This window comes from Sporosarcina koreensis (assembly GCF_042655825.1).
GTDB classification, from domain to species: Bacteria; Bacillota; Bacilli; order Bacillales_A; family Planococcaceae; genus Sporosarcina; species Sporosarcina koreensis.
Genome location: NZ_JBHSNP010000026.1, coordinates 40,332 through 58,599, shown reverse-complemented (window position 1 = coordinate 58,599; position 18,268 = coordinate 40,332). Strand labels below are relative to the sequence as shown.

At 41.5% G+C, this 18,268-nt stretch carries 15 protein-coding genes and 1 tRNA gene; 4 read left to right on the top strand and 12 right to left on the bottom strand.

Going from position 1 to position 18,268, the window contains the following annotated elements:
* Nucleotides 1-28: 28 nt before the first annotated feature.
* Complete coding sequence (gene cydC / locus ACFPTP_RS11890; protein WP_381445141.1) at nt 29-1,744, bottom strand: thiol reductant ABC exporter subunit CydC; 1,716 nt, start codon at nt 1,742-1,744, stop codon at nt 29-31.
* Nucleotides 1,744-3,471 carry a thiol reductant ABC exporter subunit CydD gene (cydD, locus tag ACFPTP_RS11885; protein WP_381445139.1) on the bottom strand — a complete coding sequence of 576 codons (1,728 nt, stop codon included), beginning with the start codon at nt 3,469-3,471 and terminating at the stop codon, nt 1,744-1,746. The genes cydC and cydD overlap by 1 nt, the downstream gene beginning before the upstream one ends.
* Nucleotides 3,472-3,847: 376 nt before the next feature.
* On the opposite strand from cydD, the gene ACFPTP_RS11880 reads away from it, so the two are divergent.
* Nucleotides 3,848-4,564 (top strand): alpha/beta fold hydrolase, encoded by a 717-nt coding sequence (locus tag ACFPTP_RS11880; protein ID WP_381445137.1) that lies wholly within the window; start codon nt 3,848-3,850, stop codon nt 4,562-4,564.
* A gap of 67 nt (nt 4,565-4,631) precedes the next feature.
* Nucleotides 4,632-5,288 (top strand): Type 1 glutamine amidotransferase-like domain-containing protein, encoded by a 657-nt coding sequence (locus ACFPTP_RS11875; RefSeq protein ID WP_381445135.1) that lies wholly within the window; start codon nt 4,632-4,634, stop codon nt 5,286-5,288.
* Between the two features lie 509 nt (nt 5,289-5,797).
* On the opposite strand, the gene ACFPTP_RS11870 is transcribed toward ACFPTP_RS11875, so the two are convergent.
* From ACFPTP_RS11870 to ACFPTP_RS11845, 6 genes are all read right to left on the bottom strand, one after another.
* Complete coding sequence (locus ACFPTP_RS11870) at nt 5,798-7,423, bottom strand: BCCT family transporter (RefSeq protein ID WP_381445133.1); 1,626 nt, start codon at nt 7,421-7,423, stop codon at nt 5,798-5,800.
* Nucleotides 7,424-7,536: 113 nt separating this feature from the next.
* The gene (locus tag ACFPTP_RS11865) at nt 7,537-8,622 is read right to left on the bottom strand and encodes a tartrate dehydrogenase (protein WP_381445130.1); all 1,086 of its coding nucleotides are present in this window, start codon (nt 8,620-8,622) and stop codon (nt 7,537-7,539) included.
* A 12-nt stretch (nt 8,623-8,634) separates the two neighbouring features.
* The gene (locus ACFPTP_RS11860; protein ID WP_381445128.1) at nt 8,635-10,080 is read right to left on the bottom strand and encodes an aldehyde dehydrogenase family protein; all 1,446 of its coding nucleotides are present in this window, start codon (nt 10,078-10,080) and stop codon (nt 8,635-8,637) included.
* Nucleotides 10,073-11,164, bottom strand: coding sequence for an aromatic ring-hydroxylating oxygenase subunit alpha (locus ACFPTP_RS11855; RefSeq protein ID WP_381445126.1), 1,092 nt, complete (start codon nt 11,162-11,164; stop codon nt 10,073-10,075). The genes ACFPTP_RS11860 and ACFPTP_RS11855 overlap by 8 nt, the downstream gene beginning before the upstream one ends.
* A gap of 52 nt (nt 11,165-11,216) precedes the next feature.
* Nucleotides 11,217-11,465: a ferredoxin gene (locus ACFPTP_RS11850; RefSeq protein WP_381445124.1), complete on the bottom strand. Its 249-nt coding sequence runs from the start codon at nt 11,463-11,465 to the stop codon at nt 11,217-11,219.
* Between the two features lie 24 nt (nt 11,466-11,489).
* Nucleotides 11,490-12,518 (bottom strand): NAD(P)/FAD-dependent oxidoreductase, encoded by a 1,029-nt coding sequence (locus ACFPTP_RS11845; protein ID WP_381445122.1) that lies wholly within the window; start codon nt 12,516-12,518, stop codon nt 11,490-11,492.
* A gap of 247 nt (nt 12,519-12,765) precedes the next feature.
* On the opposite strand from ACFPTP_RS11845, the gene ACFPTP_RS11840 reads away from it, so the two are divergent.
* Together ACFPTP_RS11840 and rpoN are read left to right on the top strand one after the other, a co-directional pair.
* The gene (locus tag ACFPTP_RS11840; RefSeq protein WP_381445120.1) at nt 12,766-14,127 is read left to right on the top strand and encodes a sigma-54 interaction domain-containing protein; all 1,362 of its coding nucleotides are present in this window, start codon (nt 12,766-12,768) and stop codon (nt 14,125-14,127) included.
* A 337-nt stretch (nt 14,128-14,464) separates the two neighbouring features.
* Complete coding sequence (rpoN, locus tag ACFPTP_RS11835; RefSeq protein ID WP_381445118.1) at nt 14,465-15,778, top strand: RNA polymerase factor sigma-54; 1,314 nt, start codon at nt 14,465-14,467, stop codon at nt 15,776-15,778.
* Nucleotides 15,779-16,218: 440 nt separating this feature from the next.
* Here the strand turns inward: rpoN and ACFPTP_RS11830 are convergent.
* The 4 genes from ACFPTP_RS11830 to rph all read right to left on the bottom strand — a co-directional run bounded on the left by ACFPTP_RS11830 (nt 16,219) and on the right by rph (nt 18,229).
* Nucleotides 16,219-16,292 (bottom strand) — tRNA-Arg (locus ACFPTP_RS11830).
* Nucleotides 16,293-16,362: 70 nt separating this feature from the next.
* Nucleotides 16,363-16,863, bottom strand: a complete 501-nt coding sequence (locus ACFPTP_RS11825) for a metallophosphoesterase (protein ID WP_381445116.1) — start codon at nt 16,861-16,863, stop codon at nt 16,363-16,365.
* The gene (locus ACFPTP_RS11820; RefSeq protein WP_381445114.1) at nt 16,860-17,474 is read right to left on the bottom strand and encodes an XTP/dITP diphosphatase; all 615 of its coding nucleotides are present in this window, start codon (nt 17,472-17,474) and stop codon (nt 16,860-16,862) included. Before ACFPTP_RS11820 ends, ACFPTP_RS11825 begins: the two co-directional genes overlap by 4 nt.
* Nucleotides 17,471-18,229, bottom strand: a complete 759-nt coding sequence (rph, locus tag ACFPTP_RS11815; protein ID WP_381445458.1) for a ribonuclease PH — start codon at nt 18,227-18,229, stop codon at nt 17,471-17,473. Before rph ends, ACFPTP_RS11820 begins: the two co-directional genes overlap by 4 nt.
* Nucleotides 18,230-18,268 lie beyond the last annotated feature (39 nt).

Sequence of the window (18,268 nt, the reverse complement as noted above, 5' to 3'; positions counted from 1 at the left end):
CTAGAGACCTCGCCGCTTACCACTTTATTTACGCAAATACACTTTGTTCAATCATTTTCATTTCGTAAAAATATCCTTTAAGACACATCAATTCATTAAATGTACCTGACTCAATAATTTCCCCTTGATTCATAACAATAATTTGATCCATTTTCTCGAGCCCTGTCAGGCGATGACTGACGAGCACAACTGTATCATCTTTCGCTTCGGTATAAAGATGTTCGTAAATTTCAGCTTCAGTTAATGCATCCAGCGATGAGGTTGGTTCATCCAATAACCAAAGGGATGCATTTTTAAGCATTGCCCTCGCGATCGCAAGGCGTTGCTTTTCCCCACCCGATAAGTTATTGCCTTTCTCCAACACTGGATCATCCAATAAAAAGTGCTCCAAATCCACTCTTTTCAAAACCATTTCCATTTCAACATCACTACTATCCTCTTTCGCAATTTGCAAATTGCTGCGAATCGTTCCAAAGAAGAAGTGATTGGATTGGAGAACGACATTCGTATGTTCCCAAACGCTTTCCTCCGTGAAAGAATGAAGTGGCATATGATTAAGCAAAATATTACCGTCATCTACTTGGTGTAGATTTAAAATCAGCTGTAGTAATGTAGACTTTCCTGACCCACTTGGTCCAACGATTGTTGTTTTGGACCCCGGCTCGAGCTTTATTGAGATATTTTTCAGCGTAGGACGCAACTCATCTGGGAAAGAAAATGTCACATTGTTTATTTCCACTTGTGGTGCAGCATGAGTATGAAACTCTTGTTTATTGGCAGTTTCAATGGATTTTTCACTTTTCACAACTGAAACGAGTCTTGACGATGCTTGCTTGCTATCTTGAAAATGACTTGGGAAAGCTGCCATGGGTGTTGTATTTTCAAAAACAGTCAGCGAGATCATGACAAGCATGGCTAAAAATATGCCATCGAGCTTCCCACCCGCTACTAAATAAGCGCCTACCCCTAATACGAAAACTGTCACTAGCAAGGAGACAAATGTATTGGTAGCCTCACTGAATAATTTATGGACATTTTCACGTTCCTGTTCCTTTACGTAAGCATCCGAAGCTTCAAGAAGCTTCTCCTCCTGTCCCTCTAATTGCTGATAAATCTTTAAATCCCGAAAGCCAAATAGGAATTCAGTAACAGCAGTCGATAGATCACCGCGGACTTCTCTCACTTTACGATCTACTCTACTTTGCCTGTATGCAAAGTAGGCTGGGACAACTAATGTAGTTACTAAAAGACCGACAAATAAAATTAAGGCAATTTCAATTGAAAAGATTGTCGTAAAAAAAATCGTACTGAAAAAAATCAATAATAAAACAACAGGCGGATATAACACACGCAAGAAAAAGTTCTGCAAAGTTTCAATATCGCCAACGATCCTTGCAAGTATATCCCCACTCCTATACCTTCCGAAAATCGAAGGAGCTAGTGGTTCTAATTTCCGATAAAACGAAACACGCAGGTTACTTAGCATTGTAAATGTTCCTCGGTGGGAAAAATATCTTTCCCCGTAGCGGCTCAGCGCGGAGAAGATCCCTAAGAGTTTTACCGATGCCACGAGTATCATCAATGTGTATAGCGGCGGTGAAAGTGCTGATTTTGAAATCAAGTAACCGCTGGCAGAAAATAAAGCGACTGCCGTAATTCCTGCGATGAATCCAAAAATAATTGAAAGCACTGTATCTTTCTTTTCCATAAGTAATACTCGAATAATCATTCCTAAATCCTTCATCACATCGGTCCTCCCTGCTGAACAGACTCCATGTTGCGATAGGCAACAACGGATTCCAATAGGTCATCATGGGAACCAATTGCTTGGAGTTCTCCATTTTCAAGGAACAGTAATTTATCCGCATTTCTGATCGTATGCAGACGATGGGCAACCGTAATCACTGTTGAGTCATTTGACAGTTCTTGAATGGATGATTGCAAAATTCGTTCGGTCTGCAAATCCAATCCTGTCGTCGGCTCATCAAACAGAATGACAGATGGACGCTTTAAGAATGCCCTCGCAATCGCCACCCGTTGTTTTTCCCCGCCAGAAAGCCCACGACCCGCTTCACCAATTGGCGTATCATAACCCTGTTCAAGTGATTCCACCAACTCAGAAATCCCCGCTTTTTCAGCTGCTGATTCAATTTCTTCACGAGTGGCATCACTTCGTCCACCAATGGCAATATTCTCGGCAATTGTGCCGGAAAATAAATAAGGGTCTTGTGATATATAACTCAACTGATCAAACCAATCTTTTTCCTTATAATTTGATAGTGATTTTCCATTTACAATTACTTCCCCTTCGGATAAAGAAACTAGACCAGCTATCACATGTAAAAGCGTCGATTTTCCTGATCCCGTTTTCCCTACAATCGCAACTTGTTCATAGGGACGGATTATTGCTGAAACATTCTTCAATGTAAAAGCATCTTCCCCGTAACTAAAGTGTGCGGAAACGAGTTTGATTTCTGGCGGTGCATCCGTATTCAAATCTTCTTTTCCAAAAGTAACTGGTTTTGCTATGTCTGCCAGTTCGTTTTCCAGCTTTTGAGCAGCCCCCATACTTTCACGCCCACTGTGAAACGCACTGCCCAGCTCTTTTAGCTTTGCGAAAAACTCTGGCGCAAGAATGAGCATGAGGAAGCCTGTAAAAAAGGAAAGATCCTGAAAAACGATCATCCGAATCGCAATTTCTAACGCGATTAACCCCATGCTCAGCATTGAAATAAATTCAAGTACTAGCGAATTCACAAAAGCCGTTTTCAGTACTACCATTGTCGCATCCCGAAAATCAAGACTGCTTCTTTCAATGATTTCCTTTTGCTGCTTCGATCGACCGAGCAGTTTTAGCGTCGTCAAGCCCTGTAGTGTGTCAAGGAATTTCCCCGAAAACGCCGCCATTTTATCTACCTGCTCTAACGATTTATCTTTCGTCCGAATGCCAATCAACACCATGAACAAAGGGATAAATGGCGCAGTAACCAGTATGATGACACCGGTTGCAGCATGCTCTATAAAAATAAAAATTAAGATCATAATTGGAATAATACTTGACTGAACGACTTGCGGAATATAACTGCTAAAATAACGATCAGTTTCATCAACCGTATCCATCATGACACTCACTTTTTCACCGGATTGTCCTTCCAGCGATGCTTGCATCGGACTGGTTGAGAATTTATGCAATAAGGATTTACGAAGATAACCTTTTGCTGTAGTTGCCATCTTAATCCCACTTCTGCCACTAAAATAAGTAAATAGGATACGTGCAAAAAGAGCGATGATCAGCCATAGCAAATAGGGGGCAACTTGATAAAAGGAATTCCCCTGCAAAAAAACACGATCGACAATCGTGACAAATAAATAGCCCTGTGCAATGATTGCGACACCAGACAAGATTGCCGAAAGAACAATAATAGCAAGCTTCCCCTTCTGCTCTTTTACCAATTCCATAAGCCCTACCATTAAATAATGACCTCCAATAGAAACACACATCTTGTGAATTCCTTCACATAAAGTATAGAGGACATTGACTCCCGAAGTAAAATTATTGCTATATAGTTAACATAATTGTCATTTTCTATTTAGATTAAAACGACATTAGCAGATCTCAAACTTTTAAACGCCATATCACCTTTATAATTTGCTCATTCTAGCGCATCCTCGAAAACAAAAAAATGTAATAAGGATAGCAACAATAGCAAAAAGGCAGGAGTTTTAAATAGTAAGATAGAAATACTTTAATAGGAATACTTGACCCAAATGGAGACTAGCCTTTGTTCAACACAAGGAAGTGGCACATCATGCTGAATTTCAACTAAATTACAAAGGAGAAATGTTCATGAACAAGAAAAATTCAAATGCAGCACCGATCATTTTGGTGCCCGGTTTTTGGCTCGGCGCATGGGCGTGGGATGATGTTACAGAAGTCCTTCGGTCCAATGGTTACAATGTCCGGCCTTTGACGCTACCCGGTCTCGAATCAAATGATACCGATCGGTCTTCTATTAAACTGTCCGACCATGTTGACGCGATATGTGATGCTGTGGAATCAGCTGGGGAGCCTGTCGTGCTCGCTGTTCACAGTGCAACCGGTGCCACAGGATACGCTGTGAGTGACCGCATGCCTGAGCGGATTGCGGCTATGGTTTATGTTGACAGCTTCCCCGAAAAGGATGCGATGAATCCAGAGTTTGATGGTGTCGAGATGCCGTTACCTTCATGGGAGGAACTTGACGAGGCCGACATTAGCGGGATGAGCGATGAACATCGTACCCTCCTAGAGCAACGAGCGGTTCCCGAACCGGGTGGTGCAGTGCGCGATGCGCCTGTATTGGTCAACGATAGGCGACTCGATGTACCAAGCACCGTTATTTGCACGGCACATACGTCTGATAAGATTAAATCTTTTGTCGAAAAAGGTTGGATGAGCGGTCTTGAAGAGTTGCATAATGTTACCTACATTGATCTACCGACACACCACTGGCCAATGTGGTCGCGCCCGAGGGAGCTTGCTTCCATTATAGGTGAAGTTGCACGGCGCACAACCGAAGATTGAGAGTTTTAGAATACAGAATGAATACGCAGGGAGTTAATGTTATTTTCACTTTGCTACGGGGGTACTTATGAAAACACACTATTATTTAGGTTGGTTTAACAAATGTTTTCCGAGAAATTTGGAAGTGGCGCTACAAGAGGATATAACAGATAGAAAATCGCTTGTAATGATTAGCTCGAATCCATTTTTTTATGAAGATGATGGTGCTACTGAACGATCATGGCTTGACCAGGCCGACATTATGTTTGATGAATATCATTTAATTAATTATCACGTACAGAAGGAAGATGCCTCTGCGTTAATTCAAAATGCTTCAGTCATTTTCTTATTGGGTGGAAATACTCTTAAACAAAATGGTTTTTTGACGGAATATGAATTGCCAAATATAATTAAAGAGAGCAGAGCCGTAGTCATGGGAGCAAGCGCTGGTGCGATCAACATGTCCGCTAAATGGTTATGCTCGAAAAACTTTGGATATAAAGTTGAAATAAGCTCTGTTTACGAGGGAATCGGCCTTGACGATTTTTCCGTCCTTTCTCATTTTGATCTTGAAAATAATCTCGTGCTGGTTCAAAGCGAACTGTCTCCCTTATCAGAAGAAATGAATATTTATGCGTCGAACAAAGATTGCGCTGTACGTGTAAAGGGAGATAAAATCGACATTTTAGGCGATGTATATTTAATTTCCAACTCAAAGATCCAGAAATTAGATGAGACGCTTTAGTGGGGGCGTTTCTAAACGTATTCTCTAATAACAAAAAATGTCCTCAAACGCCGTTTCATGAACGTTTGAGGTCATTCTTTTTACTTCTTAACTTGTTCAGTTTTCACTTAAAAACGTCCCATGAGGACTTCTATAACCCCATATTAACATTGATTATTCATGCGTTCCCATGTGTAAAATTTGTGTAAAATGATTTTACGTTCTACTATTTACATGCTTTAGTGCGCTAAATTAAAGTTCTATAACGATAACCTTTTTTTGTTTGGAACTTTCTTCATTTGTCATGAGATTCAATCCTCTTATTTAACCATTCTATTTCCTCTTGAGAAATTTCTTGTTCTGTTCCCTTTTGGCTTGCTTTCAGATGGTATTCTTCCCATTTAACAAACCTTCCCATTCCTGAATCACTTGCATCGCTAGTTCCCCCCTAAGGAAAGCATCCCACTTGTCAGATAATAATCTAACAATTGGGATGCAATTCATGATTAGGGATATTCATATGGGCCGTTTTAATTTTCGAATCTAGTTTTTGAAAGAATCGGTGCTTTATCCGAACGCTTCCGTTTCTTCTCAACTGGAACTTGTTCCTCTTCCGAATGTGAACAATCAGTTACAGCGTTTTCTTGTTCCTGAATGATTGTGTCATAATCTACTCTAATCCATTTAACAAATGAAGCAATCATTAACAACATGATAAATACTAACGGTAATGCAGTAATGACGGATAGTGTCTGCAACGCTTCTAACCCATCGCCGTACATTAGAACGATTGAGATACTAGTTAACAGTATTCCCCAAAACACTCGGTACCAGCGAGCAGGCTCTTCACCTGCTTGTAAGTTTTGAGAAGCGACATCTGATAATGTATAGGCTGCAGAGTTAACGGTCGTCGCAAGGAAAATCGCTGCCACAAGTAAGTACAGGACAAGCACAATACCGCCCAACGGAAGTGCATTCAACGACGCAAGAATGGCTGCAGGAGCACCCTCATTTTGAAGAATGTCCAATACAGGGACGAGACCTGTTATTTCGAAGAACATACTCGTGTTGCCAAAAATCGCGAACGCCAACCAACATCCTAACGTACCGCCCACCAATTGCCCAATAATAAGCGATTTAATGGTTCTCCCCTTAGAAATTCGAGCAGCAAACATACCCGTAAATGGTGCGTAAGAAAACCACCAACCCCAATAAAATAATGTCCACGACTCACTAAAACCAGATTTTCCGACTGGATCAGTATAGAGACTCATCCTAAAGAAGTTTTGAAACAACACTCCAACGCTTTCTGAAAAACTCGCAACGATAAAGGCCGTCGGACCGAAAATGAAGATAAATACGGCAATCGCCATATATAAATACAAATTCCAGTCACTTAACAGCTTTAACCCTTTCTTCAGTCCGAAATAAAGACAGATTGAGAAAAAAACCATTAACGATACGACAATACCTAAATTCAGTGTAAGCGTTTTCTCCACACCGAACAAATGATGGATTCCTTCGGCTAAGAGCGGTGTACCTAATGCTAAAGATGTTCCAATTCCACCGATCAGTCCAAACATGAAGCAAATATCAATGATTTTTCCTACAATCCCGTCTGCACGATCGCCGATAATCCCACGGCATGCCGTACTTAGTCTGAAGGACGTATGCTTCTTAATATAGACAGCGTACGCAATCGGGATTGACGGAACACAGTAAATTGCCCAAGCTGAGAACCCCCAATGGAACATGCCATATGTAGAAGCAAAACTGGCCGCTTCCACACTCAGAGGATCGAGTCCGTAGGGTGGACTTGAATAGTAGTAAGCCCATTCAATAATACCCCAATACATAATCCCAGAACCGATTCCAGCAGTAAAGATCAGGGCTAGCCAGCTAAACGTAGAAAACTCGGGCTTGCCACTACCTAACTTTACTTTTCCATACTTACCGAATGCTATCCAAAGTAAAAAACCGAATATGCCCAAACAGGCCCATAAATATAAGGGTCCAAAATTGATTGTAATCGTATTCAAAACCGTTTTTAAAAAAGCAGTACCTTTTTCGGGATTAATCAAAATCGGGACTGTTAATAGTGCCACCAATGCCAATGCGATACTCAGAATCTGTTTGTCAATCGTATTGCCTCTCATGCATTCACTCCTATTAATATCTCTCTTTGATTTAGCCGAATGTTGAAACAATTGAAGATGTCTACAAATGTACTATCGGCGTGAAAAATCACACCGATAGCAATCACAATCACTTATACACGAGCAGGCATCATTTCAGCAATTATGCCGACCAAACGATCTCCGACTTCAGAGGTGGAGGCCGTCCCTTTCATATCTGGTGTTAATATCGTGTTCTGCAATAGCAGTTCTTCAATTCCGTCTATAACGAGTTTGCCATAATTCTCGTGTCCAAAGTAGTCTAGCATTTGACTGGCGGACCAAATGGAAGCCAATGGATTTCCAATACCCTTTCCAGCGATATCCGGTGCAGATCCATGAACCGGCTCAAACATGGACGGGAACTCACGCTCTGGATTCACATTCGCGCCAGCTGCAAGGCCAATACCACCTGCCAGAGCAGCCCCGATATCCGTCAAAATATCACCAAATAAATTCGATGTAACGACGACTTCAAATCGTTTAGGATCTGTAATCATGAGCATTGCTGCCGCATCTACTAGATAAGCGGCCGTCTCCACTTCTGGATATTCCGCACTTACTTCTTCAAAAACTTGATCCCAGAAGACCATTGAATAGTTTAGAGCGTTCGCTTTACTAATGCTTGTTAAGCTGCGTCCATGTTTTTTCGCAGTTTCAAATGCGTAACGAATAATTCGCTCCGTCCCTTTACGTGAAAAGACACCATTTTGTAGCACAACTTCATTTTCTTGACCTTTGAATAACCAGTCACCTGCGCCAGAATATTCCCCTTCCGTATTTTCACGGATAAACAACATGTCAACGTCCTCACGATTGACATCTGCTAACGGGCAATGCGCACCTCTCAATAGCTTCACGGGACGAATATTCACGTATTGATCGAAACTCTTACGGATGACCAACAACAAGTCCCATAAGGAAATATGATCGGGGACGCCTGGAAAACCGACAGCGCCCAAGTAGATCGCATCAAATTGTTTTAATTGTTCAATCCCGGTTTCCGCCATCATCCGGCCATGCTCGGCGTAATATTCACAACCCCATGGAAAATGTGTAAAGTCAAATTGGAAACTACCGTCCAGCTCTGCTACCTTGTTTAGTACTTTAATTCCCTGATCAATTACTTCAGGACCTATGCCATCCCCTGCAATTACAGCGATCTTATATATATTCGTCACGTTTTTTCACCCTTATCCTTGATTCCAAACGATTAGTTTTAACTCTGTCATCTCTTCTACGGCATACTTAATTCCTTCACGGCCTGTCCCACTATCTTTCAAACCTCCATATGGCATTTGGTCAACTCGATACGTTGGTACGTCATTGATCATCACACCACCCACTTCTAGCTTTTTAGAAGCGTACAATGCGTGTTTCACATTATTTGTATAGATGCCTGCTTGTAAACCAAATTGGGAGTCATTCACAAGGTTCACCGCTTCTTCAACAGAGGCTATTTTGTTCACAACAACAATTGGTGCAAAGACTTCTTGGCATGATACTTTTAAGCATGAATCCGCATCTGTGATGATCGTCGGTTCAAGTATACCATCCTGCGCTTCCCCACCTGTAAGAATTGTTGCATTACTCTGTTTCGTCTCTTCAATCCAACCGAGTGTACGTTCCAGTTCACCAGGTGTAATTAACGAAGATATATACGTTTCCGAGTCGAGCGGATCACCCATTTTCAATTGTTTAGTTGCAGTTGCAAACTTCTCGACAAACTCCTCGTATCGATCTTCGTGAACATATACGCGTTGTAAAGAGATACACACTTGCCCTTGGTTCGAAAACGCACCCATCACACAACGGTCAATGATTTCGTCGATTTCAACGTCCTTGTCGATAATTAAAGCGGAATTTGAACCGAGCTCCAATGTCGTTTTTTTCAAGCCCGCTTTATTGCTAATGCCGATGCCGACGCGTGGACTCCCTGTAAATGTCACCATTTTCACACGGTCATCTTCTACCATCGCTTCCCCGACAACACCGCCAGGACCTGTTACAACGTTTAGAACTCCTGCTGGTAATCCGGCTTCCTCGAACACTTCTGCAATGAATAGAGCCGAAAGTGGCGTTTGTGAAGCTGGTTTCAATACAATTGAATTACCCGCTGCAATCGCAGGTCCAACTTTATGTGCAACTAAATTCAACGGAAAGTTGAACGGCGTAATTGCGCCAATGACACCGATCGGCTCTTTGATCGTATAACCGATTCGTCCCACACCGCCGCTTGCCGCATCGAATGGAATCGTTTCGCCTTGAATTCGTTTCGCTTCCTCTGCGGAAAACTTGTACGTCTCAATTGTTCTTGCCACTTCTGCTTTTGCAAATACGATTGGTTTTGCCGATTCCGTGGAAATGATGGTTGCAGCTTCTTCGGCTCTATCCGTTAAGATTTTTACAACATCTTCTAGAATTTGCGCTCGTTGATAAGCAGGCATTTCGCCAATGATGTCTTTTGCTTCATATGCAGCTGTAATGGCTTGTTTTGTCAACGTTGCATCTGCCATCGCAATATCAGCGATTTGTTCACGTGAATACGGGGAGTAAAGTGGAGCGTAATTTGCTGTCTCCACTTTTTCACCATTAATCAATAGATATTTTTTCGCTGTTCGATCGAGTATCTTATTCATCGAGGGCCTCCAATACCATTTCGTGGAATTGTACAATTGCTTGTTCCGATTGAGAGAAACGACCTCTGTTAAATGCACGGGAACGGAAACCAATTTGCTCCAGTTCAACAAGCTCAATATCCTCTGAACGAACTTGTTCAGCAAATGTCATCAAGTCTTTTTCTTCTTGGGAAATCTTATCCAAGCTATCTTCACGGAAGTAATACGTGTACACAGCCATTGTCGTTTCGTGATCGATTGGAATCATTTCGATCGATGCCATATTCCCTGGTCCAGGATAGAATGTTAACATGAGGTTCGGCCATAGCCAGAAGAACGAACCGCCTTGCATTTCTGATTCATTCAGATCGACTTCACCGTATTGTTTGTCCGGTTTCACAATAGATCCCTGGAAGGAGTAGTTCTCACATGTAATAATTTGATAGTCATCCATATCCAATGTATCGACGAAGCTAGGGTGTGCAACATGACAGTGGTCACACTCTAGGTAGTTATCGATAAAAGCTTTCCAGTTTGATTTAAAAATACGTGTCTTACGGTGAGTACGTTTTAAATCACTTAAAAATTCGAACTTACTTAAGCGGTCAAAGAAATCTCCATAAGACTCACTTAGCGGCTTGGCATCATCATCCAAGTTAACGAAAATTAAAGACTCAAGTACTTCCATTCTGACAGATCGCAAGCAAGCATCCTTAACACACGCTTCTTCTTCTCCACGGAAGTTTGGGGCTTTGTTCAACTTACCATCTGTTTTGAATGTCCAGCCATGATACATACATTGCAAAATTTTCTTTTTACCAAATTCATTCTTTTCAAGCTTTGTTGCACGGTGCGGGCATACATTATAAAATGCACGCAACACTTCGTCTGTCCCGCGCATGATGATAATTGGCTCGTTCATCACTTCAGCTGTAAAAAACTGCCCTGCTTTTTCTACTTGGCTTACATGACCGACAAGATGCCATGTCTTGTCAAAAATAAGCTCTCTTTCTTTCTCTAATACTTTTGGATCTGTGTACATGTCATATGTCATTGTTCTTTCAAACGTCCTGTTTGTTGCGTTTTGTACTTTGTTGTAAGCCATTATTCCGTCTCCCCTAACTCTCATTTTAGATTTTAAATTGTTGTTTCTTAGTTTAACTCGCTTCGACCCTTTGACAATTAAATGGTGTGTCAGACATCTTAATCGAGTCGGTTGGGCAACTTTCTATAGCATCTTCCAAATCCTCAATTAAATCTTCGGGTACTTCCGTAATGCCCTCATTGCCATCTAATAACGCATAGGACAATCCATCCTCTGTGTATTCAAACAGATCTGGAGCATTGGGATTACAGGCACCACAGGCAATACAAGTACTACGATCTACCATTGTGTATGTCGCCATTAGAAATCCTCCTTAAAACTAAATTTAGACACTTACCTGATCTTTTTTCTTATTCGTTTCTTGCTCTCCCATAACAGATGTACTATGAAGTGGTTGTACTTTAGCAGTCGGATCAATATAGACTTTTGCATTACTGACAGCAACCGGCGCTTCACCAAACCCGCTTGCAATAAGTTTTACCTTTCCGTCATAGGTGCAAATATCTCCTGCTGCATAAATGCCTTCGATATTCGTTTCCATTTTTGAATTCACAACAATTGAGTTCTTTTCAATTTCCAAGTCCCAACTTTTAATCGGACCTAATGATGAAACGAAACCGTAGTTCACAAGAACATCATCTACTTCAAGTTCCAGCTGTTCACTATTTTTTGTTTCTTGAATGATAACGCCTTCAATTTTTTCATCGCCAATGAGTTCGACTGGAACGTACGGTGTGACAATGTCGACTTTCGATTGTCGTAAAAGTTCAACACTATGCTCATGAGCACGGAATTTGTCTCGTCGATGGACGAGTGTCACTTTTTCTGCAATCGGTTCTAACATTAATGCCCAGTCAACCGCTGAATCGCCGCCGCCGAATAGCACGACTTTTTTATCTTTAAATTGGTTCATATTGTTTACGAAGTAATGAAGATTTGTATTTTGGAATTTGTCTTCTCCGATAATATTCATTTTTCGCGCCTGGAAAGCCCCATTCCCCGCTGTAATAATAATCGTTCGCGTATAGTGAACACCTTCGTTTGTTGTTAGTTTGAAAATACCGTTATCACCTTTTTCAACTTCTTCAACAGATTCTCCCAGACAAATTGTCGTTTCAAATTGATTCATTTGCTCGATGAGTTGGTCCACAAGCTGTTGCGCACCGACCTTTGGGAAACCGGCAATATCGTAAATGTATTTTTCTGGATAAAGGGCGGATAATTGCCCACCTAAGTGGGGTAGGCTCTCAATAATTTTTACCGATGTTTGACGCAATCCTGCATAAAAAGCAGTAAATAATCCTACTGGTCCACCACCAATTATTGTTATATCCATAACTTCAGAATGATCCATAACTTTGCCTCCTTGTTTGCTTTGGTGTTAAAACCGATTGCTCTTGATGACGTGATCTTACAAAATGCATATCTTGATCACGTTGTTAAACAGTTATGCAACTTGCATGCCAAGTTTGAAAAAATCATAAAATTCTATCTCAATCTCCTATTTTATTTAAAAACATGCTATAATTTATTCAAAATTGACTCAACAAAAAAACGTGTTTACCCAAATTTGACTCAACTAACCTTTAAGGGGTGGTTTCATGCCAGAGAATGAAAAGTTAAAAAATAGCGATTTGACATTAGAGTCCTTTTTAAAAATATTAGATTATTCCTCTGATGAAATTTATGTAGTCGATCGCAATACGCGTATTGTCTATGTTAATAAAAATTGCGAAAAGCACTATGGTCTAAAAAAAGATGATGTCCTTGGAAAGTTGAATAATGATTTTTTGGATAAAGGCTATTGGGCACCTTCCGTCCTTCCAGAGGTTTTTGAAAAGAAAGAACCCGTTTCTATAAGACAGCAAACCTATATTGGCGCAGAGCTATTAACGAGAGCATTTCCAATTCTCAATGAGGCTCAAGACATTGATTATATTGTCATTACGTCAACTGAAATCCAGGTTTTTAAACAAATGATTACAATGAATAAACAACAAATCGAAGAGGCCCAAAATCATGATCTGCACGAAATTATCATTGCAAACGATGAAAAATTTAGGAAGATCTTACAATTTTGCGAGAAAATCGCTCCCACTGACTCCACCGTTTTAATACACGGAGAATCAGGGACAGGAAAAGGGGTCATCGCCCATCATTTACACAATATTAGTAATCGAAATAAAGGACCTTTTTTAAATGTAAACTGTGCAGCAATTCCTGCAGATTTGTTGGAATCCGAATTATTTGGTTATACGAGCGGATCCTTTACCGGGGCCAATAAAGGTGGAAAAACAGGTCTATTTGAGACGGCTGATACTGGGACTATCTTTTTGGATGAAATCGGAGAATTGGCGTTGCCGTTACAAGCGAAAGTATTGCAAGTTATACAAGACAAACAATTTATACCCATTGGGAGCAATACTAGTAAAACGGTTGATATCCGTATTATTGCCGCAACCAATCAAGACTTGGAGGAGATGATTCGAAATAAAACATTCCGGGAGGATTTATATTATCGTCTAAATGTGATTGATATTCACATGCCGACTTTAGCTGAGAGAAAGGATGATATTATTCCTTTGACGTATCGATTTTTAAATAAATTCAATAGCAAATACAATGTAAACAAAGCGATTTCCGAACGTTGTTTACAAGTACTTTTCCATTATTCTTGGCCTGGTAATGTCCGTCAGTTGGAAAATTTAATGGAACGCCTAGTAATTACGAGTGACTCGATCATTGAGGTAACCGATTTACCGCTAGTGATTACAGAAGAAGTGAAGGAAGTTCCCGAACTTATACATCCTAATTCACTTGACAATGCAATCACCGAAGTTACTCGAACATTAATTAAAAGATCATATGCAAAACACGGTTCGACTCGAGGCGTTGCAAGCGATTTAGCTATCAGCCAATCGAAAGCCTCTAGGTTAATCCGCGAATTTTGTTCAAACGAGTGATCTACATATAGTGACAGAAAGGAAAGACTGTTCCTTGTCAAACATTGACAAAGAGCGGTCTTTTCATTTGTAAAGGATACATCAATGAGGACGGGAATGTGGAAGTATTGACTTCCTTCCTAGGACCAATGCAGATTCTTTAATGCCCTTGAATGGGAAGGATGGTTAGCGATTTTACTACTTCCCTCCCCTTGCATGCAAGTTTTTTTTATATGGCTTCCTCTTATTTGAACATTCACATTCCACATCGATGTTACCCTTTATTTGTGCTATAATAATACTCACACAATTGCAAACGCTTACATTTTGTAGCATTCATAAGGAGGGGACAGTACTCATGAAGCTTGTTCTCCAGCAGCGACAAGAGCTTAGTCTACTGATGACTATGGAACTAAGGCAAGCCATTGAATTATTACAATATACAACCCATGAGCTTGAACAATATATTAGGCAACAGGAGTTGGAAAATCCACTCATCGAACTGAAGGAAAAAGAGAATCGCAATGGATATGAGGAAAGCGTCAACCAACGCTTTTCATTTTCCCGCACCTCACAGATGCCGATAGAAGCGATTCATAGCAAAGGTAAAAATATGCGGGATGAATTGTACGAGAATGCTAAGTTCATACATACGGACGGGTTTACACAAAAATTGATACGTTACCTCATCTATAACCTTGATGAAAACGGCTATTTGCCTGACTCGTTCACCGATACAGAAAGCTCATCGGAATTCAATGAAGAGCAGATTGAAAATGGCATTCATCTTCTTCAACAGTTGGGGCCGATCGGTATCGGTGCACGGAGTCTAAGGGAATGTCTCTTTTTGCAGATTTCTTATCTTTATCCCGAGAATGTAATGGCTGCAGAACTGGTACAACATCATTTAGACCTGGTAGCCGATCGGAAATGGAATGATATTGCATCCAAGATGAAGATTACGATGGTTGAAGTGAAAGAGCTGCATGACTTCATCCTCTCGCTGAATCCACGACCTTGTTCATTCACTTGTGATTACTCAACGGAGTTCTTGTCACCGGATATTATTGTTGAATGGAAAGATGATAGGTTCGTTTTTCAGTTGAATGACGGCTATTTGCCAGCTATCCAGCTGAATAAGGATTATTCACAATACTTACAGGCAAAAGATGATGTATCAAAATATATGCAGACACACTATAAAAACTATCAATGGTTGTTAACGAGTATCGAACAACGGCGCAATACGATTATTAAAATCGTATCAGTCCTGTTGGATAAACAGAAAAATTTCTTTGAGAAAGGCTTATCCTTATTAAAGCCTCTGACATTGAAAGAAGTGGCAGAAGAAATTGAAATGCATGAATCGACTGTGAGCCGTGCGACTGCCAATAAAGTGATCCAAACACCTCATGGCACGTATGAGCTACGTACTCTTTTCACTTCTAAACTGGAAACATCGGATGGCGACAGCATTTCCCAGACAAAAGTAAAGAAACTTTTAGAGGAGTTCATCGCCTCAGAGAATAAATACAAACCGTATTCCGATCAGAAAATTGCGGAATACTTTAATACGGAACAAGGAATTTCCATCTCAAGACGGACAATAACTAAGTATCGTGAAGAATTACGGATTCCCCCATCCAGTAAACGGAAGGAAATTCAAGTATAGCCCTTGCTCAAATCTGCACACAAATGAAAGAGACCGACGACCAGTGGGTGTCCAACGGGTGTAGCGGTCTCTTTTTCTATTAATAAGGGATGGTTTTGATTCCCTTTATATGTATGGTTTGTTTTAGTCCACTCCCCTTTTTTATCGAAAAGTTTCCATTTATTATGTATCCGAGCGATTAGGTCATAAAACCATTGATACCACACTCAAACACTAAGCTCATATTGTTAAGGAGCTTCGTACAGAAGATGCTAACCGAACAATACAATTATATGAGGACATGGCAAATACGTGAAAGGTGTAAATTTATGTAAAAAGATTTCATTTCCTATCGTTTCTAAACGTATTCTCTAAAAACAAAAAATGACCGCAAACGCCGTTTTATGAACGTTTGAGGTCATTCTTTTTACTTCTTAACTTTTTCAGTTTTTACTTAAAAACGTCCCAGGAGGGATTCGAACCCCCGACCCACAGCTTAGAAGGCTGTTGCTCTATCCAACTGAGCTACTGAGACATGTTGTTTAGCAACCACTGATTGCTAACGACAAATTTTATTATAGGCAGGCTCGCTGGAAAAGTCAATGCTAATTTGCGATATTTTTCATTTCCACCGTAATTACTGTTTCCATAGCCATATTTTTGAATAGAATCCGGTAGCCGCCATCCCATTCAATTTCCGCGAAAGTCGGCTGTTTACCAGACCTTGGGAGCAATGTGCTTCCTGGATTGACGAATAATATTCCTTCCCTCAATTCAGCCGCATATGAATGGGAGTGGCCGAACAGGACGATGTCCGCCCCCATTTCCTGGGCGCCATAATACAAAGGCAGCATTGTCCGTTTGCAATCATGCTCATGGCCATGCACCATCCAAATCTTCCTGTTGCCTACTTCAACGATGACCGAGTCCGGGAAACGGTGATCCCTATCACAGTTGCCTTTCACGATATGGATATTTTGCAATACCGGATTGTCCCTAGATAACTCACTGTCACCGCAATGAAAAATAGCATCCGCCTGCAACGCGGAAACGGTCTTCACCGTTTCCTCATCACCATGCGAATCGCTCATCACAATAATCTTCATTGCTGTCCACCTAACGCATCCAGCAGTTGCGGCAAACGTGCCTCCAACTGTCTTAAGGCTGCGCCTCGATGTGAGATTTGCCCTTTTTCCTGCGGTGACAATTCTGCCATCGCCCGCCCTTTTTCCGGCGAATAGAAGATTGGATCATAACCGAAGCCATTCGAGCCCCTTCTCTCTTCCAAAATCGTACCTTCACAGCTTCCCGAAAATGTGACAGTCTCAATTCCAGGACCAGCGACTGCGAGGACGCATCGGAACCGTGCCGCACGTTCCTCTTCTGGCACTCCCTGAAGCTCTGACAGCACTTTGTCGATATTTGCCTCATCATTCTTCGCTTCACCTGCATAACGCGCAGAATAGACGCCTGGAGCCCCTTGCAGCTTATCGATTTCCAGTCCGCTATCGTCCGCGATGACCATTATGCCTAACAGCTTCGAGACCGTCTCTGCCTTCAAGACTGCGTTTTCCTCGAAAGTGACTCCAGTCTCTTCAACATCGATATCCTGTTCGAGGTCATTCAACGTTTGCACTTCGAAGCCATATGGGCCGAAAAGCGATTCGAAATCCTTTGCCTTCCCTTTATTGTTCGTCGCGATTAATATCTTTTTCATTGTTCTTCATTATCCTTTCCGCGAATAAGTGCACCGATTTCACCAAGCGCTTCCTTTTGGATGCCGATCAGACGTTGGATACCCGATTCCGCAAGTTCGACGAGACCATTCATTTCCTCTCTTGTGAACGTCGCTTCTTCACCCGTCCCCTGTAATTCGACAAATTCCCCAGCCCCGGTCATGACGACGTTCATATCGACAGCAGCCGCCGAATCCTCAGGATAATCAAGATCGAGGATCAAAACACCTTCATCCGTCTTTCCTACACTGATTGCGGCCAAATAGTCATTGATTGGGAATTGGTTTAATCCCTTCTCCTTCACCAATTTGGAGACTGCAATGCTCATGGCAACGAATGCGCCTGTAATGGAAGCTGTTCGCGTGCCGCCATCCGCTTGGATTACATCGCAATCAATCCAGATTGTCCGTTCGCCGAGAGCGCCAAGGTCCGTAACAGCACGCATCGCACGTCCGATCAGCCGTTGGATCTCCATCGTTCTTCCGCCCACTTTGCCACGCGAGGATTCCCGTTGCGTACGCTGACCCGTAGCACGAGGGAGCATAGAGTATTCAGCAGTCACCCAGCCTTGTCCACTACCTCTAAGAAAAGGCGGAACCCTTTCCTCAATGGACGCAGTGCAAATCACCTTCGTATTACCGAAAGAAATCAATACTGATCCTTCAGGATGGATTAGATAATCCGTCTCGATCGTCACCGGTCTGCCCATATCTGCAGTTCTTCCATCATGCCTCATATTGGATACACCCTCCACAATTGAATTCAGCATCCATCT